The following is a 16398-nucleotide window of genomic DNA, read 5'->3' as shown; positions in this document are numbered from 1 at the left end:
TTGTTCTTCCGATTATTCGTCATAATGAAGAAGCGATGGTTTGCTCACGGAATAATTTATTGAACAACGAGAAATTTGTGTCAAAAAATACATTTTCTTGAATGCTTAATATCTCTTCATGATTTGATGGAATACATGCCTCTTTGGCAAACGAAGATAAAGTAATGATACGTCCACTCATTGGATCAATGATCTTTGTTCCTTCTAAGCTTTGTTTAGGAGGAAAGTAGAAATGAGCTGATAGACATGGATCATCATTTTTTCTTACAGGAATGATCTGATGTATCAGCCCTTTTTCCTCAAAAATCATTTCACCCGGTTGGGCGATTGTAATGTCCTTAACTAATAAACTTTTATTCATAATCTGATATTTAATATTGATTAAATGTCCTGACAGCACATAAATGATGGCAGAATCATCATGAATATGAATGTCTGATCCTTTAAACCAGGTCATGATCAAGGCCCCAACCTGACTTGTTCCTACTTTCTGTCTGAAATAATTTCCTTCATAATCGTCAGGTACTTCATGAATATACCTTTTCATTTCTTTTGATGAAATTTTTATTTTAGAGACGTCTTCGACTAATTCTTTAAAGATAGGAGTTTTAGTCTCATATTTTTTAATAATTGTCTTTATCATCTCCACTTTATCTTCTCCTTTCACCATTAAAATCCTCTAATCCGGCGATGAATAGGGTCATAGTTTTTTCCAAACTTATTGACATCTTCAATCAAATAAACCCTATGCAATTCTCGATCTTCATGATTAAAGGTAGGTCTAAAAGGAGCTCTTCCATGAGCTGATAGATGGTTGTTTATGATAATCAATGATCCAGGTTCTAATTCAATTGCTTCCCTAACCATATCCAGGGCAGACTGCAGTGCTTGAGCAGCTGCCATCCCCGCCTCTGTTTCGCTCACTAATCCATCCTGCCTAATTCTTAGAGAAGGCCGACCCTTTACGATAGAAAGTAAAGGCCGTTTGAATTCCTGTTTTTTATCAGCGCCGAAGTGAGGCGGAATCGGAATGGTGTACTGCGGTTTCTTAAGCTCTATCATTTGATCTTGTGATAGAAGATGTAACGCTCTTTCAACATTGGAAAGGTATGTATATCCCCCTTTGACATTATTGACACAGTATAATGAAATGAAATCCGGAGGTGTTTGGATGTAAGGCAGTTCAGTGTGAAGGTCAAATTTATTCCAAGTAAAATAGGCAGTAGTGTGTTGTGCCTCCTCTGTTTTAATAGGTTTGTTGGCCATAATTAAACTTCCTTCATCAGCATGAGCAAAAGGATCACCAACCAAACTCGTCAACAATAAGAGAAGTTCGTCACATTTTGTTTGTGGCAGGTTCTTCAGTAAAAGGTAACTATAATCGGAATTCACAAATTCGAGAATATGATCTTTTAATTCAGGCGGAATAAGTTTCTTTTGCATATTGATTTGGCTTATTGCCTCTTCATTTTGTTCCTTATTGCTTTGAGAATAATGAATCTTTTCTACTAAAGCAAACAAGTTTTGTTGGTCAGATGGTGAAATTGACACAAGTTTTCCTGAATTTAAGGTTTCAACAAACATTCGAATTCCCTCCTGCATTTTTATTCAGATTTCATTTTACATATTACACCATTACAGGGAATAAATAAAATATTATTTTGATTTTTTAAAATGTTTAGTAAATAGATCTCAATCGTAAGCTTACTCGTGACGGATACGTAAACTGCTATTCTAAATATAAAGTTAATGCGGCCATTCCTTATAACAATAAAAAAAGGCCCAAGTCTGGCCTGATCACCTTATTATAGGTTTGGAGCTTATCAAGCCAGCCTTCCTCACTACGAAGTGCTGTCCCGCTGATGTTTATCCATCATGACTTTATGATTGCCACGCGCTCTTCTTACCGCACCCCAGATCCCACCAAAAGTACACCTTTCCTCTACTCTCTCTATCTGCAAAATCTGCGTTTTCCCCATTAGCCTGATCCTTCTGTTTTTTCCACAAAAAAAGGATGGGCTGTTAAGCCACATCCTTATATTCTTGGATCGGTAAAGATATCATGTTTATCTGTGCTTGTCGATGACATTTCCGTCACCACGGCTCCTTCTTCTCCGGCCTGGAACCAATGCTTTGTGTCCGGTGGAATTGTGTATTGCCCGCCCGGTTCAAGCTCTATTTCGTGCCAGACCGTATAGTGTTCTCTATCCTCCTGCGGCGGGAGAACCTTTGGAAGCTGCGTTTTTTCGCCTTCTACGTAAAGATACACTTTTCCGTAGCGGCAGCGGAATGTCTCCTGCTTGCCTTCCTGGCCGTCAACCGGCGGATGGCGGTGTTCCGGGCAAGTCTGTCCCGGAAACAGCACCAGTTCTTTTGAACAATAACGGTCTGTATTGACATAGACGAAGAGCTGGAGCCCAACTTTTCTTTCTTTTCCTAAGCCGTAGTCCATCAGCTGGATTTGTTCAACTTCTTCATCGGTTAATACAATGCCGGCTTTTTGGTAATAGCTGTTGACTTCCTCTTTCGTGATGCCCATGTGTATCACTCCCTCTTACGTCGTTACAAAGTCTCCGCCGTTCACATGCAGCGTCTGGCCTGTCATGTAAGATGACTCATCTGATGCCAGCAGCACATAACAGCCGACGTGCTCAACAGGCTGACCCGGACGGCCCATCGGCGTATTTTGCCCAAATTGGGCGACTGTATCTTCAGAGAACGTAGATGGGATTAACGGTGTCCAGATTGGCCCCGGCGCGACTGCGTTGACGCGGATGCCGTCTTTGACAAGGGCCTGCGCCATTGATCTCGTGAAAGCATTGATCGCCCCTTTTGTCGCTGTATAATCAATCAGCGTCGGGTTTCCGCGATATGGATTGATGGATGTCGTATTGATGATGGCGCTGCCCGGTTTCAAGTAGTCAATTGCTTTTTTAGTCAAATAAAATTGAGAATAAAAGTTGGTTTTGAATGTGCGGTGAAGCTGTTCGCTCGTAATGTCTTTGATGCTTTCCTTCGGATGCTGTTCACCGGCATTGTTGACAAGGATGTCAAGACCGCCAAGTTCCTTGACCGTTTGTTCAACCGCTTCATTGCAAAATTCCTCTTCGCCTACGTCACCAGCGATCAGCAGGCATTTTACGCCCTCTTGCTCTACACGCTTCTTCGTCTCTTCAGCATCCCCATGCTCATCCTTATACACAATGGCAATGTCAGCGCCTTCCTTGGCGTAAGCGACGGATACCGCGCGTCCGATCCCGCTGTCGCCGCCTGTAATGAGCGCAACTTTTCCTTTTAATTTGTCCGCTCCTTTATAATTCTCGTACTCATACACCGGACTGGGATTCATTTCGCTTTCGATTCCCGGCTGGCGATTTTGGGCTTGGGCCGGAAGTTCTTTTGGATAATTGGCCATGATAATTCTCCTCCTTTGTTTTCATGTCTATTTGTTGTGTACCTCGCCCGTTCATTGGATAAACATGGATTAGCACCTTCACATTGCTTTATCAGAAAAATGTTTCACATGAAACGCTAGGAGGAAATAACTTGCAAAGGAGGTTGCGGTATGATGAACATGCTTTCTAAAACATTCAGCAAGCCAAAGGGCATATTCGGCATGATTGCCGGGTACATCATGGCTGCTGAAAATCAAACACTGAATCAGTGGACAATAGATCAGCTGGGGGTCACACGCGGGGACAGCATTTTGGAAGTGGGGTTTGGGCCTGGATACTGCATGCAGCAGATGCTAAAACGTGAAAAGGACATCCGGCTTGATGGCATTGATGTGTCAGAAACGATGATGAAGCTGGCCGCCCGCAGCGTAAAATCGAAGGGTGTGCGCTTGATGCAAGGAAACATCGAGACATTCCCTCTTACCGACTCGTTTTATGATAAAGTGATTTCCGTTAACAACTACACCATCTGGAATGACCAGACAAAAGGCGTAAAACAGATTTATCGGGCGCTAAAGCCCGGCGGCAAAGCAGCGATTACGATGCAGCCGCGGGAAGCGGATGCGAGTCCCGAGAAAACCAAATCATTTGGAAAACAGATGATTGCTGATTTCAAAGCAGCCGGCTTCGAAGACATTGATATTCAATTTAAAAACATTAAGCCTGAGCTTTCCGTCTGTGCAACTGCAAAGAAGCCCGCCACATAAGTGGCGGACTTCTTCTTTTATGAATGAACGGCCTGCTTGCGCAAAACGTCTTTTTTCACCTTGCCGAGGTTATTTTTCGGCAGTTCGTTCACAAACTCAACTTCAGGTATTTTATAAGCGGACAGGCGTTCTTTACAATATGCGATGACGTCCTCTTCTGTTACACGCCGGCCGCCGTTTGTTACGACAAACGCTTTTGGTTTTTCCCCGTACAGCGGGTCTGGTATACCGACCACCGCTGTTTCAAGGATTCCCGGGATCTGCTGGATGACTTCCTCAACCTGATCCGGATAGACATTGTCTCCTCCGTAAATAATGACATCCTTGTAGCGTCCAGTGATGAAAATAAAACCATCTTCATCTACATAGCCTGAATCTCCGGTTTTGAACCAGCCGTTTTGCAGTACTTTCGCTGTCGCTTCAGGATTATCTTCATAGCCTTTAAATAAGAATGGGGTATGAACAACGATTTCACCGATTTCTCCTTGAGAGAGTTCTTCTCCCGTCTGAGGATCTTCGACTTTGACTTTAACACCTGCCACAGGTTTCCCGGCAGATGCCGCTTTATCCATCCCCATATCAGGCATCCATGTGCTGATTCCCCAAGCCTCAGTGCTTCCATAGCCGTGCGCGAGCGGAATGCCGATATCAAGATAGCGGCGGATCAGGCTGCTCGGCACTTTTGTTCCGCCTGTCATTAAAATAACAAGCGAAGATAAATCGGTTTGGTGCGTTTCCCATGCTTCTAGCAAATACGTGTAAAACACGGGAAGGGCCATCACGGTTTGAATCTTTTCTTCCTCAATGATTTTCAGCATATGAACTGGGTCTTGATCCTTCGTAAAAAAGAAGGTCGTTCCTGCGAAAGTTCCCAGCATGATGCAAATGAGCGCACTCGTATGATAAATCGGATGGCACGCGAGAAAACGCAGGCCCTTCATACGTTCGGTTGAACTTTTGGATCTCGTTACGTATCTATATATGCCGCCATGTGTGATCATGCATCTTTTCGGGTTTCCTGTTGTACCGGACGTAAACATCAAAAGCGCTGTATCATCAGGGGAAACCATTTCAGTTTCGGGCAAATGATCAGCACCGGCAAACAGAGCTTCAAATTCAGCAGACGTTTCGTAAGCTGTTCCTGTTTCCATCGTGATACGCAATGAGGATAGTTCAGGAAGAACTTCATCCAGTTTCTCTTTAAACTCCGCTCCGTAAAACAGAGCTTTCGGTTCACTTGCTTTTAAAATGCCTGTCATTTCATATGGCTTCAGCTGCCAGCTGACAGGTACGACAACAGCACCTATTTCAAGCGCGGCGAACATAATAGTTGATGCGGGATGTCCGTTTTTGCAAAGCAACGCAACACGGTCGCCCTTTTGAATTCCTTTTTGCAGCAGGGCATTCGCCAGCTGATTCATCCGTTTACGGTAACCTGCATATGTCAATGTATGGTTCCCGCTTTTTACAGCCTCTATGTCTTCGCTATCTGGCATGTCATGCAGAATCAGATGCTGTAATGTTTCCATATCTTCATCTCCTATATACTCTTTAATCTTCAATAATTTGTTAGATTTTCTTCCTCACCTCACCCATTTTAACCCAAAAAAGATAACTTGTAAAACTATTTCAATTTGGAACTATTCCATTGATGAATGATAAAATAGTCCCGCATTTTGTTATTTTGTGCCTCGTCCACATGAAAACACACGCCAATTTTTTGACGTGTGCCATGCAGGATTACAGTATGTTTTTTTCTTTCATCCACGTGAAAAATATGCGGTTTAACCGCTGGTACAGCTCTTGCTCCCCATCTCCCTGAAACCCCGCCATACTCTCTCCGCTCTCGATAATGGCAGAGCTGATCGCGCTTAATATCTCCGATCCTTCAGCGGATAATGACCCAGGCGCCATCATCATGAGAATGCGTGTCATGCTGAGGGTATTTCCGTCCATGCCATTCACTTCATAAGATGTGCTGAGATCATATATTTTGAAAAAAGGCAGGACGATTTCATCATTTTTGAGATGATAAAGCGCCATGTTGGTCCCCGGGATTCCCAATCCCCCTTGTTTCTCCCGCTCGGCCAAGAAAGTCGCGGCTTTTTTAGGATCACGAATCAAGCCCTCCTTCTTCAGCTGCTGAAATAGCTTTAACAAGAGCATGTCATGATTGGATTTCGTTTTGATGTGAGTAAGTGAAAAGTGGCGCAGCACTTCTTGAATGACGGCCATATACCTCCCCATGCTTTCCGCCGCTGCCAGCATGTCAGGTGTGTCAGCTTGCTGTGTCTCTTCCCTCGGGCTTCTTTTTTTCTCAAGAATGAGCGGAATTTTCCGCTTGATATATTGCTTTACCTGGTTTGCGTCTTCCTCATTTAAAAGCGGACTGACCATCATATAATCAATGTTTTCGTAAGGAATCGGAACGGTGGAAACGATCATATCATAGGCTTGGACGTCCTTGCCCTTCAGTTCGATCAAAGATGACATATCAAACGATTGAATTTCAGGCAGCTCTTTCCTCAGTCTGGAAGCAAGCATTTTCGAAGAGCCGATCCCGCTTGAGCAAACGACAAGCGCTTTCACTTTCGCTTCTTCTTTTTTGATTTCAAGGGCAGAGCCGAAGTGAAGGACGATAAAAGCGATCTCATCATCAGAAAAGGACATGCCCGGAAAATACTTTTCCACGCCTTCTTCAATCGCCATATAAAGGAGAAAATAATCGCGCTTAATCTGTTCCTTCATCGGATTGTATATGTCGATATTTTCTTTTATGCGGCTGACGGCGGGCTCCAAATGGGCGATTAGCCCTTCATATAAAGAATAGTTTTTGGTGAGATCCATTCTGATTTTGCCTGAAATAAAAGCAATGAGCCGCTTGGTTTGCAGCGCTGTTTCCAGTTCGATTTCCTGTGCTTTGTATTCTGTTTTGTATTTGCGGTTGGCGCTTCGAAGATGGATTGTGATATAGCCGACCTCCGCCTCAGGGATTGTTACACCGAAAGCACGTTCAAGCTCGCCAGCGATTTCAAGAGCGGAGCTGTATTCCTTCGCATTCTTCAATTCCTCAAGCTCATTTGCCTCCATGGTGATGGTTTCTCCAAGCTTGATCCGTTCGATCGCAAACGTCAAATGCACGACAAGCGCGATATAGGAGCTGTCGGACAATGAAAAGGCGATTTCTTCTTTCAGCTGAAATAGCATACGCTCCATTTTTAACAGCTCGCCTTTGCTGACAACGCCGAACATTTTCTCTGAAGAATCGGCTTTACCTTTGATATTTAATTCAACCGCTTCCAAAAACATTTGGATGTCGAGGCGGTTCACAATCAGGTTGCCGACAATTTTACGTTTCGCATTCTCCGGCCCTATGAGCTGGATGCCAAAGCCTCTTTTTCGGATCAGTGTCAATCCAAAGGGAGAAATCCATTTCTCCAGCTCGTCTAAGTCATAGCTAACCGTGGCATTCGTCACCTGCAGATCATGTGCAAGCGTGTACAGCTTGACGGGTTCCTGAGACTCTAATAACGAACAGAGAATGAGCAGTTTCCGTTCGTCCGCGCTATATTCATGCTGTTCATAAGATAAATCGGTAAGCAGCTTTTGTTTATCCTCGGGGCTTCCCACTGCCTTCAATCCTTTGCCGGCCTGTTTATCGAGCGTAAGCCCGACGGTTTCCATCAGCGGCTTAATTGATTTGAGCTCCCTGTGGATGGTTCTCGTGCTGACTTCCATCAGCTCGGCAAGTTCAGTTACGGTTACATATCGGTTTTGTAATAATAAGTGCTTTAAAAGCTTTTGTTCTCTGGCAGTCATATACATAAAAAGGCCTCCTAGACAGTCTGATGTGCGGATGAAGTCGCAAGGAGATACAAGAGAGGAATAAGAGAGGTTTTCTTTATAATATAAAACGCTTTCAAACGAGATTCAATCACTTAAAAATGGGAATTTGGCACTAAGCGGTGTGACAATATTGAAAAAGCACCAGCCGCGAAGCTGATGCTTTTTGTTAACGTATATCGTAACCCTGTGAGGCTGCATACATGCGAAACCATTGATCCTGATCAAGTTGTTTGTCAGCGCATTTACAGCGAAGGGTATGTTAATTCGATTGAAATTGCTTTTTCGCTTTCTCAACAACATAGTGGCTGCCGCCGCGGTCCTTCACATCTTGGATCATCATGGCGACAAGCAGGTCTTTGTTTTTGTAATCGTAGCCGACGAACCAGCCATTTTCCGTGCCGTCTTTATCATCTTTTGACGTTTTCAGCTCGGCTGTTCCAGTTTTTCCGGCAACGGTGATTCCTTTCACGACAGGCTGATAGGCTGATCCGCGCTCATCTTCCACAACGCCTCTCAGACCTTTTGTAATGTCTGCCGCTCCTTCCTTCGTGACCACTTGCTTGTGCCAGACATCAGCTGTTTGTGAGTCTTTTTTGATCAGCGTCGGTTTGACAAGATCTCCGTTGTCGACAAATGGCGTGTAAGCAGCTGCCAAGTGAAGCGGAGACATTTGCATTTGCCCTTGCCCGTATCCTGTATCCGCAAGCAGAATGTCTGAATCGAGTTTGCCATTTGCGATAGACGATTGCTGGATCGGGAATTCATACGGAACGTCCTCTGAAAAGCCGAACATTTTCAAGCCTTTTGTCAAGTTGTCTGCTCCTAAATCAAGCGCGTTCTGTGCGAAATAAATATTATCCGATGTAATGAGGGCATTTTCCAGATCAACTTGCTGAAGGCGCTCAGACACACGTGTCACTGAATAGCCGCCCCAGCTCGAATCCTTTTGCCACTCTTTACCTTTGATTGTTTTCTTCTCATCCGCTTTTAGGGTGCCGTTTTTGATTCCAATGGCAGCCGCAATCGGTTTAATTGTAGAACCCGGTGCGTATGTTTTGTTGAATTTCGCAGAAAACGGATTGTTTTTATCGTTGTTTAGTTTTTTCCATTCCTTATCGCTCCAGCCGAAAATAAATCCGTTTGGATCATAAGACGGCGCACTGACAAGCGCGAGTGTTTCACCTGTCTGCGGCTGCAGCGCGACTGCCGCCCCGCTGTCATCCTTCAGTTCATCAAACAGCTTCGTTTGCGTTTTGATATCAATGGTGAGGTGAAGATCCTCTCCGTCCTTCGCTTTCTTTTCAGCGATGACTTCGCCTGTTTGCGGGACGTAAATTTTCCATCCGGTTGTGCCTCTCAGTTTGTCCTCATACACATTTTCAAGTCCGGTGATGCCGAAATGAGACGTATCGCTGTAGGCTCCGTCTTTCTTTTTCTTTAATTCTTCCGCAGTGATGGCGCGGACATAGCCTGTCAAATGGGCTGTCTTTTCGCCATACGGATAGTAGCGGGAGCCGACATTCGTTCTCGTTACGCCTTGTAATGACGTCGCCTCAGACACTAACTTTTCCTGATCCGGCTTGACCTTTTTGACCGGCACAAATGAATCGTCTTTCACCCAGCCTTGATCAAGCTTTTTCTTGATATCGTCTTCAGTCAAATCAAGTTTTTTCGCGAGCTCTTTGATGACTTTTTCTTTTTTATCGCCAAGCTCTCCGGGAACAATTCCGATTTCCGGAACATCTGTATTGATGGCTAAGCCTTTCCCGTTTTTATCGTAGATTTGGCCGCGTTTTGGTTCCACGCTGGCGATTTGCACTGTTTTATCGTCAGCCAGCTGCTTGAATATAAACGACGGGTTCCAATCTATATTCCATGACTCCTCATCATCTGTTTTTTCTTTTTTCAGCACAGCGGTATTTTTGAAGCTGACTTTTCCAGCATTTGTATCCATGCTGACTTTATACGGAATGTGCTTCATCGTCTTGTGGTCTTTATCGTCCTCATCCACTTCTCCCGCGGTGACTTTCAGATTTTTGACGCCTGCCTGCTCATAGATGGTTTTATACCTATTGACGAAATCTTTTTTTGAGATTTCTTTTTTGACATCTTTGGTCAGGCTTTGATACATGTCATCGAATTGCTGATCGTTCCACTGTTTCACGAATGCTTCCATGCGATCTTCTGGTGAATCTGTTTTGGAGCACCCGATGATTCCAATCAATCCGATACATAGAAATACTAGTAGAATACACTTTTTCAACATGACTTTCCCCTGCCTTCCATTTGTTATTTTCTCTTATATGAATTGGTGCGCGCAAGATGTTTTTGAAAATGAAGGAAAAGCTTCACCGTTTTTGCAGAATTGTCCTGCCGTTTGCTGTAGACTATTTGAATAGAAGGAAAGAAGGGATGAGATGGTCAGAGAGGCAGCCATGCTATACATTAAAGAAGGGCTTGAACAAGAGTTTGAAGAGGCGTTCCGGCAAGCAGTGCCGATCATTTCCGGCAGGAAGGGCTATATCACGCACTCCTTATCAAAATGCATGGAAGAAACACATAAATACCTGCTGCTTGTGGAATGGGAAACACTCGAGGACCATACGGAAGGCTTTCGCGGTTCTTCAGAGTATCGAGAGTGGAAAGCCTTGCTTCATCGGTTCTATACCCCGTTCCCGACGGTCGAGCATTTTCAGGATGTGTAATAGATTTATATAATATGAAGGGTAAAACCGATGAGAGAGACAGACCATACGAAAACGGCGGTATAAATATTAAACGCACCCGAGCCGTCGTTTTCTTTTTTGCGCTCTTCAAGCCCTTGCATAAACATGACAGCGCCCAAAAAGACAAGCATGACCGATTGGATAACAGAGGTATGTTCCGTATATTTAAAAGCAACGAGCGCCAGAATAATAATGATAACTGCAAAAGACATTTTAAAAATCCGAAACAAAAGGACCATCCTTCCTTATATACGAAATATTGAACGTTATGGCTATATTTGCCTAAGCCCTCCATTATTCTAGCGCACTTTTTTTGTCTGTAGAACAGGAGACAGGGAATTTTAAGTTTCTTTTAATGTTTCGATTACATAAAAACGCGCCTTATGACAAGGCGCGTTTTCTATGAAACTGACAGTTCTTGATAACCCAACTTGTGAACAGCTTCAGCCATCGCTTGATAGCCTTTGCTGTTTGGATGGACCCCATCAAAGGACAGATATTCCTGCTCATTTCCTTTGAAGATGCTGTAGGCATCCGCGATTTTGACATGGGGCGCTGATGCAAGTGTTTCTAAATGAGAATTAAAAGATGTGATCCATTGGCCAGCGATGTCTATGCTTGGAAACGGATTGTATAAGTTGAACACACGGATGGCGTACGGGGACGGGTTTTCTCCTTTGATTGCGGCGATTTTCGCAATCATCTTTTCAAAGTTTTCATGGCAATGGGCGGATGCTCGGCTGAAAATCGTTTCATCTTTAGACGTTTGGTAAGCAAAGACTGAATCGATCAGATCATTTCCGCATCCTGTGATGGTTATCATGCCAGCAGCTTGAATGCATTTTTGCACATGGGGATGTGACAGGAGCCCCAGAATTTCTTCTGTATTTAAGCCTGATTTAGCAAAGATGGAGATTGCCGTTTTTGTTTTCAAGTCAGCATCCATCATGTCTCCCAGACGTTGGACGAAGCCGGGAGAAAACAGCCCGGAGCCTCTCCCCGTCGTCAAAGAATCCCCCAGTGCTGTGTATCGAAGCACCATGTTCTTTCCTCCACTCTTGAACGTCGATACGTTAATGTACGCAGCGGAGAAAAGATCGGCTACTTATGAATACCCTATTTTTCTGGAAATCTGCATAGCGGCATTCTTCACCTTTTCTGTTAAATAAGGAAGCCTATCTTCTGTAAATCTCGCTTCAAAGCCTGCAATGCTGATGCCGGCTGCCACTTGCCGCTTATGGTTGAAGATCGGGGCGCCGATGGCCGCAGTATAGTTTTCGAGCTCTGAATAGCTGACGGTATAGCCATTTTGCACTGAGGCATCAATCTCTTGCAGCAGTTTTTCCGGATCGGTGATGGTTCCGGCGCCAATGGAAAGAAGCTCTGTTTGTTTCATGTATGTTTCAATCTCTTCTCTGGGAAGAAAGGACAATATGCTTCTCGCGCACGCGCCTGCATACAGAGGAGAACGCCTGCCGATCGCAGTGTACAGCCGTACAGTCTGTGTTCCTTCGATTTTCTCAACGTATATCGCTTCATTGCCGTCCCTCATGATCAATTGCACGGCCTCATCCACTTCCCGGCACAGCTCTTCCATCACCGGTTTTGCTATTTTTCTGATATCCAGCCTGTCAGCGACAATCTGTCCGAATTCCAAAAACACCAGTCCCAGCGAATAAGCGCCGGATGAATCCCGATTGAGGAACCCCATTTCCTCTAAAGAGCTGACCATCCGGTGAACAGATGTTTTCGGCATTCCTGACAGTGACACTAATTCACTTAAGGTCAGGTTTGGTTCATGCAAAAACAAATTTAGCAGAGCCATAGATTTGACTACGGTTTTGTTTTTATTCTGCATCATTCATCCCCTTTGTTATGTCAGCCATTCCATCTTCATTCTCGTTTTCAGTTCTTTTATATGCTGTTCCCGTTCAATCGCAAGCGCTTCCGCTTCTTGAAGGGATACAGGCTCAAACTGGACGTGCTCGCCCGGCATGATTTGCGAGACAATCGGAAGATCAGCCGATATGATGTGCGCGATCCTCGGATAGCCGCCGGTCGTTTGCCGGTCTGCAAGCAAAATAATCGGGTTTCCGTCAGGCGGCACCTGAACGGTTCCAAACGAAACGGCTTCTGACACCATCTCAAGCGGCGCCTTCAGTTGGAGCGGTTCTCCTTTGAGCCTGTAGCCCATACGGTCGGACTGCGGTGTGACACGAAACGTTTCTTCATAAAAACGCGTTTTCGACTCCTCTGTGAAAAAGCCGAATTGTTTTCCTTCCAGCACACGAATAATGGGATTCTTTTTTAATGGCAGAAACCTGCCGCGGCTGACCGACCATTTCGGTGCTGCAAATTCCCGCTTTCCAAGCTGTGGGTTTAATTGGGATAGGATGGTTTGTGAAAGAGATGACAGTTCTCCAATGAACAGTTCATCTTCCTTCTGAAGCGCTCTGCCATGAAGTCCGCCGATGCCTGCTCTGACGTACGTGCTTTTGCTTTCCATGACGTCAGGCACATCGAAGCCGCCGGCTGCCGCTAAATACGCACGGCTGCCAAGTTTGCAAGGACCAAAACTGACTGTGCTGTTTTCCTTGATGAGCACAGGCTTCCATAAAGGCGCTTCCTCGTCATTAATACGCAGCGTAAAGTCAGCCCCTGCCACCGCAATCAGCGTTTGTTTTGAAAAATAAAATGACGGACCGGGCCCCATCAGCGTAATTTCAAGACCGGCTTCATTTTCACTGTTGCCGATGAGCAGATTGGCAATGCGAAGCGAAACCGTGTCCATAGCGCCGCTTGCCAGGACGCCGTATTTTTGATAACCCGTTCTGCCTATATCCTGAACCGTTGTGAGCAGTCCGGGCTTTAACACTTTCATGCTCAATTGGACTCCTCCTTATAGGCGTGATAGTCTTCTTCTGAGATGCGGACGAATTTCACAATGTCTCCCGCCCGCAGTAATGTCGGCGGGTTTTCCTGCGGCCGAAAAAGAGCCAGCGGTGTTTTGCCGATCAGCTGCCAGCCGCCCGGCGTTGAGATCGGGTAAACGCCTGTCTGCAATCCCGCGATTCCGACTGAACCTGCGGGAATTGAAGGCCTTGGGGATGATTTTCTTGGAGCGGCAATGTGCTTGGACATCCCGCCTAAAAAGGGAAAACCGGGAGCAAAACCTAGCATATACACCACATATTCGCCGCTCGTGTGAATGTCAATGACTTCCTCCGGAGAGAGCTGATTGAGCTTCGCCACCTCTTCTAAATCGGGCCCGAATTCACCGTCATAGCATACGGGAATTTCTACAATCCGGCGGCTGTTTTCATAGTCTTTGGCTATTTCCTTCAGCCGCTCTTCAACATCAAGCTTTACCTTTTCAAAAGGAGAGCTTATCCCTTTAGGCAATTGCTTGTACACTTCATACATATCATAAAATACCGTTAGACTTGTAAAAGCCGGGATACACTCAATGAATCCCGGAAATGGCTGTTCTTCTATCATAGCGGCCGCGGCATGGACAAGGCCGTTTACCTGTTCGTTTATTTCTTCTCCGAATCGGATCATCATCGCAGAATCACCGAGCTGTTCGATTTGACATACAGTCATCTTTCTCACCTCTTTTATTTCTCGTTCATCAGGAGGACGAGAGGTTACAGCACCGCAAGCGACTCGTCTCGAATATCTGTGATGAGCATATGCCCCGGCGCATGCGTGATGACCATTTCAGGTTTTACATTCATAGCCACAGCTTGCGGGGTTACACCGCATGCCCAAAAAACAGGAACCTCTCCTTCACGAATGGAAACGGCATCTCCGAAATCCGGTTTGTCCAGTTCCCCAATGCCGATTGCTCTCGGATTGCCAATATGAATCGGCCCGCCGTGCACAGCCGGAAAACGCGAGGTCACTTGTGCGGCCCGTACAGCCAGCTGTTCTGGAACGGGTCTCATGCTGACAACCATCTTTCCTTGAAACGCCCCCGCCGGAACACAATCGATATTCGTTTGATACATCGGGACGTTTGTCCCCTCATCAATATGCCGGACAGCTATTCCATTATTGATCAGCGCCTGTTCAAAAGAAAAACTGCATCCGATCAGAAAACCGACAAAGTCATCCTCCCAGTATGGCGTGATATCAGATACCTCTTCCGTCAAGATGCCCTGCCTATAGATACGGTACTTCGGGAAGTCCGTCCTAATATCAGCATCCGGCGCGGCCTGAGACGGCACAGGCGAACCTTCATCCGTCACATCCAGCACAGGGCATGGCTTTTGATTCCGCTGGCAAAACAGCAGAAAGTCAAACGCAAGGTCTTTTTTCAAAATCACAAGGTTCGCTTGGGCATAACCGCCGGCTATGCCTGCGGTCGGCCCGGTTATTTTTCCCTCTCGTATCAAGGCGCGTACATCCTTCGGCGCCATTTTATTTAATTGCTCCACCTTTATCAGCTCCACAATTTAGGAAGTTGTGTAAATAACGTGTAGATGCCCATTACAGCCATTACAACCACAACAAGTGCACCTGAAACGGTCAGCCAAAGCGGATGCTTATAATCACCGATAATTTTTTTCTTATATGCGGCAATCAGAAGCGTTCCGAGCGCAATCGGCAAAATTAAGCCGTTCAGTGACCCGACAAGCACGAGGATTTTCGCAGGCTGTCCGATTGTGACAAAAGCTAACGTAGAAACTACGATAAACCCGATAATAATCCCGCGCGAATTTTTTTCAATTTTTGGAGAAAAGGTTTTAAAGAACGAAACCGATGTATAAGCCGCCCCGATAACAGATGTAATGGCAGCGGACCACATGATCAATCCGAAAATTTTATAACCGACATTTCCAGCAGCCAGCTTGAAGACAGAAGCCGCCGGATTGCTTTCATCGATGTGCAGGCCTTTTGAAACAACCCCAAGCACAGCAAGAAAAAGAGCAATACGCATGACAGATGTAATTAAAATGCCGACAACTGAACTTTTTGTCACCTGCGGGATGGATTCCTTCCCTTTAATTCCAGCATCCAGCAAACGGTGTCCTCCGGCAAATGTGATATAACCGCCGACAGTTCCGCCCACAAGCGTGACAATAGCAAAAATGCTGATTTGCTCGGGCGCAATCGTATTTGCTACAGCCTCGCCAACAGGCGGAGCTGTTGTAAACGCGACATACAGAGTTAAAAGGATCATCACAAAACCGGCAATTTGCGTAAAACGGTCCATCGCTTTTCCAGCTTCTCTAATTAAAAAGATTAAAATGGCAACAACAGCACTGATCAAAGCGCCTATTTCCGGTGTAATGCCAAACAGCACCTGAAGTCCCAGTCCGGCACCACCGATATTCCCAATATTAAAAGCCAGTCCTCCAAGCACGACGAGAGTGGCAATGAAATAACCCAATCCCGGAAGCACCATATTCGCAATTTCCTGGCCTCGTTTTCCAGAAACCGCGATGATGCGCCATACGTTGGTTTGGGCGAAAATATCTAAAATAATAGAGATAATAATGACAAAACCGAAGCTTGCCGCGAGTGTGTTTGTAAATGTTGCGGTTTGTGTCAGGAATCCCGGGCCGACCGCGGATGTCGCCATTAAAAAGGCGGCCCCCATCAACAATGACCAGCTGCCCGCCTTTTTTCCTGCTGTTTTTTTCTGCTGCTCCATCTATT

Annotated in this window: 16 protein-coding genes; 2 read left to right on the top strand and 14 right to left on the bottom strand. The window is 45.4% G+C overall.

Going from position 1 to position 16398, the window contains the following annotated elements:
- Window positions 1–19: 19 nt before the first annotated feature.
- The 4 genes from M1D98_RS02405 to M1D98_RS02390 form a co-directional block, all read right to left on the bottom strand.
- Entirely contained in the window at window positions 20–670 is a 651-nt protein-coding gene (locus tag M1D98_RS02405) for a cupin domain-containing protein (RefSeq protein ID WP_252687386.1), read from the bottom strand.
- A complete protein-coding gene (locus M1D98_RS02400; protein WP_010330846.1) occupies window positions 670–1584 on the bottom strand; it encodes a TauD/TfdA family dioxygenase in 915 nt (304 codons plus the stop codon). Before M1D98_RS02400 ends, M1D98_RS02405 begins: the two co-directional genes overlap by 1 nt.
- A 451-nt stretch (window positions 1585–2035) precedes the next feature.
- Window positions 2036–2539 carry a D-lyxose ketol-isomerase gene (lyxE, locus tag M1D98_RS02395; protein ID WP_268558700.1) on the bottom strand — a complete coding sequence of 168 codons (504 nt, stop codon included), beginning with the start codon at window positions 2537–2539 and terminating at the stop codon, window positions 2036–2038.
- Window positions 2540–2554: 15 nt separating this feature from the next.
- Complete coding sequence (locus M1D98_RS02390) at window positions 2555–3415, bottom strand: SDR family oxidoreductase (protein ID WP_121641912.1); 861 nt, start codon at window positions 3413–3415, stop codon at window positions 2555–2557.
- Window positions 3416–3565: 150 nt separating this feature from the next.
- Here M1D98_RS02390 and M1D98_RS02385 point away from each other — a divergent pair, with 150 nt between their 5' ends.
- A complete protein-coding gene (locus tag M1D98_RS02385; protein ID WP_010330843.1) occupies window positions 3566–4162 on the top strand; it encodes a class I SAM-dependent methyltransferase in 597 nt (198 codons plus the stop codon).
- A 17-nt stretch (window positions 4163–4179) separates the two neighbouring features.
- On the opposite strand, the gene M1D98_RS02380 is transcribed toward M1D98_RS02385, so the two are convergent.
- The 3 genes from M1D98_RS02380 to pbpC all read right to left on the bottom strand — a co-directional run bounded on the left by M1D98_RS02380 (window position 4180) and on the right by pbpC (window position 10274).
- Window positions 4180–5691 carry a class I adenylate-forming enzyme family protein gene (locus M1D98_RS02380; RefSeq protein WP_268558698.1) on the bottom strand — a complete coding sequence of 504 codons (1512 nt, stop codon included), beginning with the start codon at window positions 5689–5691 and terminating at the stop codon, window positions 4180–4182.
- 211 nt (window positions 5692–5902) lie between these two features.
- A complete protein-coding gene (locus tag M1D98_RS02375) occupies window positions 5903–7987 on the bottom strand; it encodes a PRD domain-containing protein (protein WP_456279964.1) in 2085 nt (694 codons plus the stop codon).
- A gap of 280 nt (window positions 7988–8267) precedes the next feature.
- Window positions 8268–10274 carry a penicillin-binding protein 3 gene (gene pbpC, locus M1D98_RS02370; protein ID WP_456279963.1) on the bottom strand — a complete coding sequence of 669 codons (2007 nt, stop codon included), beginning with the start codon at window positions 10272–10274 and terminating at the stop codon, window positions 8268–8270.
- A 151-nt stretch (window positions 10275–10425) separates the two neighbouring features.
- Between pbpC and M1D98_RS02365 the strand changes: the two genes are divergently transcribed.
- On the top strand, window positions 10426–10713 hold the full coding sequence (locus tag M1D98_RS02365; RefSeq protein WP_121641908.1) for an antibiotic biosynthesis monooxygenase family protein: 288 nt from the start codon (window positions 10426–10428) through the stop codon (window positions 10711–10713).
- A gap of 5 nt (window positions 10714–10718) precedes the next feature.
- Here the strand turns inward: M1D98_RS02365 and M1D98_RS02360 are convergent, their stop codons facing one another.
- The 7 genes from M1D98_RS02360 to M1D98_RS02330 all read right to left on the bottom strand — a co-directional run bounded on the left by M1D98_RS02360 (window position 10719) and on the right by M1D98_RS02330 (window position 16393).
- A complete protein-coding gene (locus M1D98_RS02360; RefSeq protein ID WP_010330838.1) occupies window positions 10719–10964 on the bottom strand; it encodes a YczI family protein in 246 nt (81 codons plus the stop codon).
- Window positions 10965–11134: 170 nt separating this feature from the next.
- Window positions 11135–11776, bottom strand: a complete 642-nt coding sequence (locus tag M1D98_RS02355; RefSeq protein ID WP_121641907.1) for a GDSL-type esterase/lipase family protein — start codon at window positions 11774–11776, stop codon at window positions 11135–11137.
- Between the two features lie 63 nt (window positions 11777–11839).
- Window positions 11840–12592, bottom strand: a complete 753-nt coding sequence (locus M1D98_RS02350) for an IclR family transcriptional regulator (protein ID WP_010330836.1) — start codon at window positions 12590–12592, stop codon at window positions 11840–11842.
- A 15-nt stretch (window positions 12593–12607) separates the two neighbouring features.
- On the bottom strand, window positions 12608–13615 hold the full coding sequence (locus tag M1D98_RS02345; RefSeq protein WP_121643700.1) for a 5-oxoprolinase subunit C family protein: 1008 nt from the start codon (window positions 13613–13615) through the stop codon (window positions 12608–12610).
- A 2-nt stretch (window positions 13616–13617) separates the two neighbouring features.
- Complete coding sequence (gene pxpB / locus M1D98_RS02340; protein WP_010330834.1) at window positions 13618–14337, bottom strand: 5-oxoprolinase subunit PxpB; 720 nt, start codon at window positions 14335–14337, stop codon at window positions 13618–13620.
- 44 nt (window positions 14338–14381) lie between these two features.
- Window positions 14382–15155, bottom strand: coding sequence for a putative hydro-lyase (locus M1D98_RS02335; RefSeq protein ID WP_082246396.1), 774 nt, complete (start codon window positions 15153–15155; stop codon window positions 14382–14384).
- 23 nt (window positions 15156–15178) lie between these two features.
- Entirely contained in the window at window positions 15179–16393 is a 1215-nt protein-coding gene (locus M1D98_RS02330) for an NRAMP family divalent metal transporter (RefSeq protein ID WP_121641906.1), read from the bottom strand.
- Window positions 16394–16398: the final 5 nt, after the last annotated feature.

The sequence above is a fragment of the Bacillus sp. K7 genome, from assembly GCF_053903245.1.
The sequence above is the reverse complement of the archived record's forward strand: the minus strand, read 5'-3'. Positions and strand labels throughout refer to the sequence as shown.

Coding starts and splice junctions, on each gene's coding strand:
- M1D98_RS02405 (WP_252687386.1), bottom strand. CDS start 670: ATGGTGAAAGGAGAAGATAAAGTGGAGATGATAAAGACAATTATTAAA.
- M1D98_RS02400 (WP_010330846.1), bottom strand. CDS start 1,584: ATGTTTGTTGAAACCTTAAATTCAGGAAAACTTGTGTCAATTTCACCA.
- lyxE (WP_268558700.1), bottom strand. CDS start 2,539: ATGGGCATCACGAAAGAGGAAGTCAACAGCTATTACCAAAAAGCCGGC.
- M1D98_RS02390 (WP_121641912.1), bottom strand. CDS start 3,415: ATGGCCAATTATCCAAAAGAACTTCCGGCCCAAGCCCAAAATCGCCAG.
- M1D98_RS02385 (WP_010330843.1), top strand. CDS start 3,566: ATGATGAACATGCTTTCTAAAACATTCAGCAAGCCAAAGGGCATATTC.
- M1D98_RS02380 (WP_268558698.1), bottom strand. CDS start 5,691: ATGGAAACATTACAGCATCTGATTCTGCATGACATGCCAGATAGCGAA.
- M1D98_RS02375 (WP_456279964.1), bottom strand. CDS start 7,987: ATGTATATGACTGCCAGAGAACAAAAGCTTTTAAAGCACTTATTATTA.
- pbpC (WP_456279963.1), bottom strand. CDS start 10,274: ATGTTGAAAAAGTGTATTCTACTAGTATTTCTATGTATCGGATTGATT.
- M1D98_RS02365 (WP_121641908.1), top strand. CDS start 10,426: ATGGTCAGAGAGGCAGCCATGCTATACATTAAAGAAGGGCTTGAACAA.
- M1D98_RS02355 (WP_121641907.1), bottom strand. CDS start 11,776: ATGGTGCTTCGATACACAGCACTGGGGGATTCTTTGACGACGGGGAGA.
- M1D98_RS02350 (WP_010330836.1), bottom strand. CDS start 12,592: ATGCAGAATAAAAACAAAACCGTAGTCAAATCTATGGCTCTGCTAAAT.
- M1D98_RS02345 (WP_121643700.1), bottom strand. CDS start 13,615: ATGAAAGTGTTAAAGCCCGGACTGCTCACAACGGTTCAGGATATAGGC.
- pxpB (WP_010330834.1), bottom strand. CDS start 14,337: ATGACTGTATGTCAAATCGAACAGCTCGGTGATTCTGCGATGATGATC.
- M1D98_RS02335 (WP_082246396.1), bottom strand. CDS start 15,155: ATGGCGCCGAAGGATGTACGCGCCTTGATACGAGAGGGAAAAATAACC.
- M1D98_RS02330 (WP_121641906.1), bottom strand. CDS start 16,393: ATGGAGCAGCAGAAAAAAACAGCAGGAAAAAAGGCGGGCAGCTGGTCA.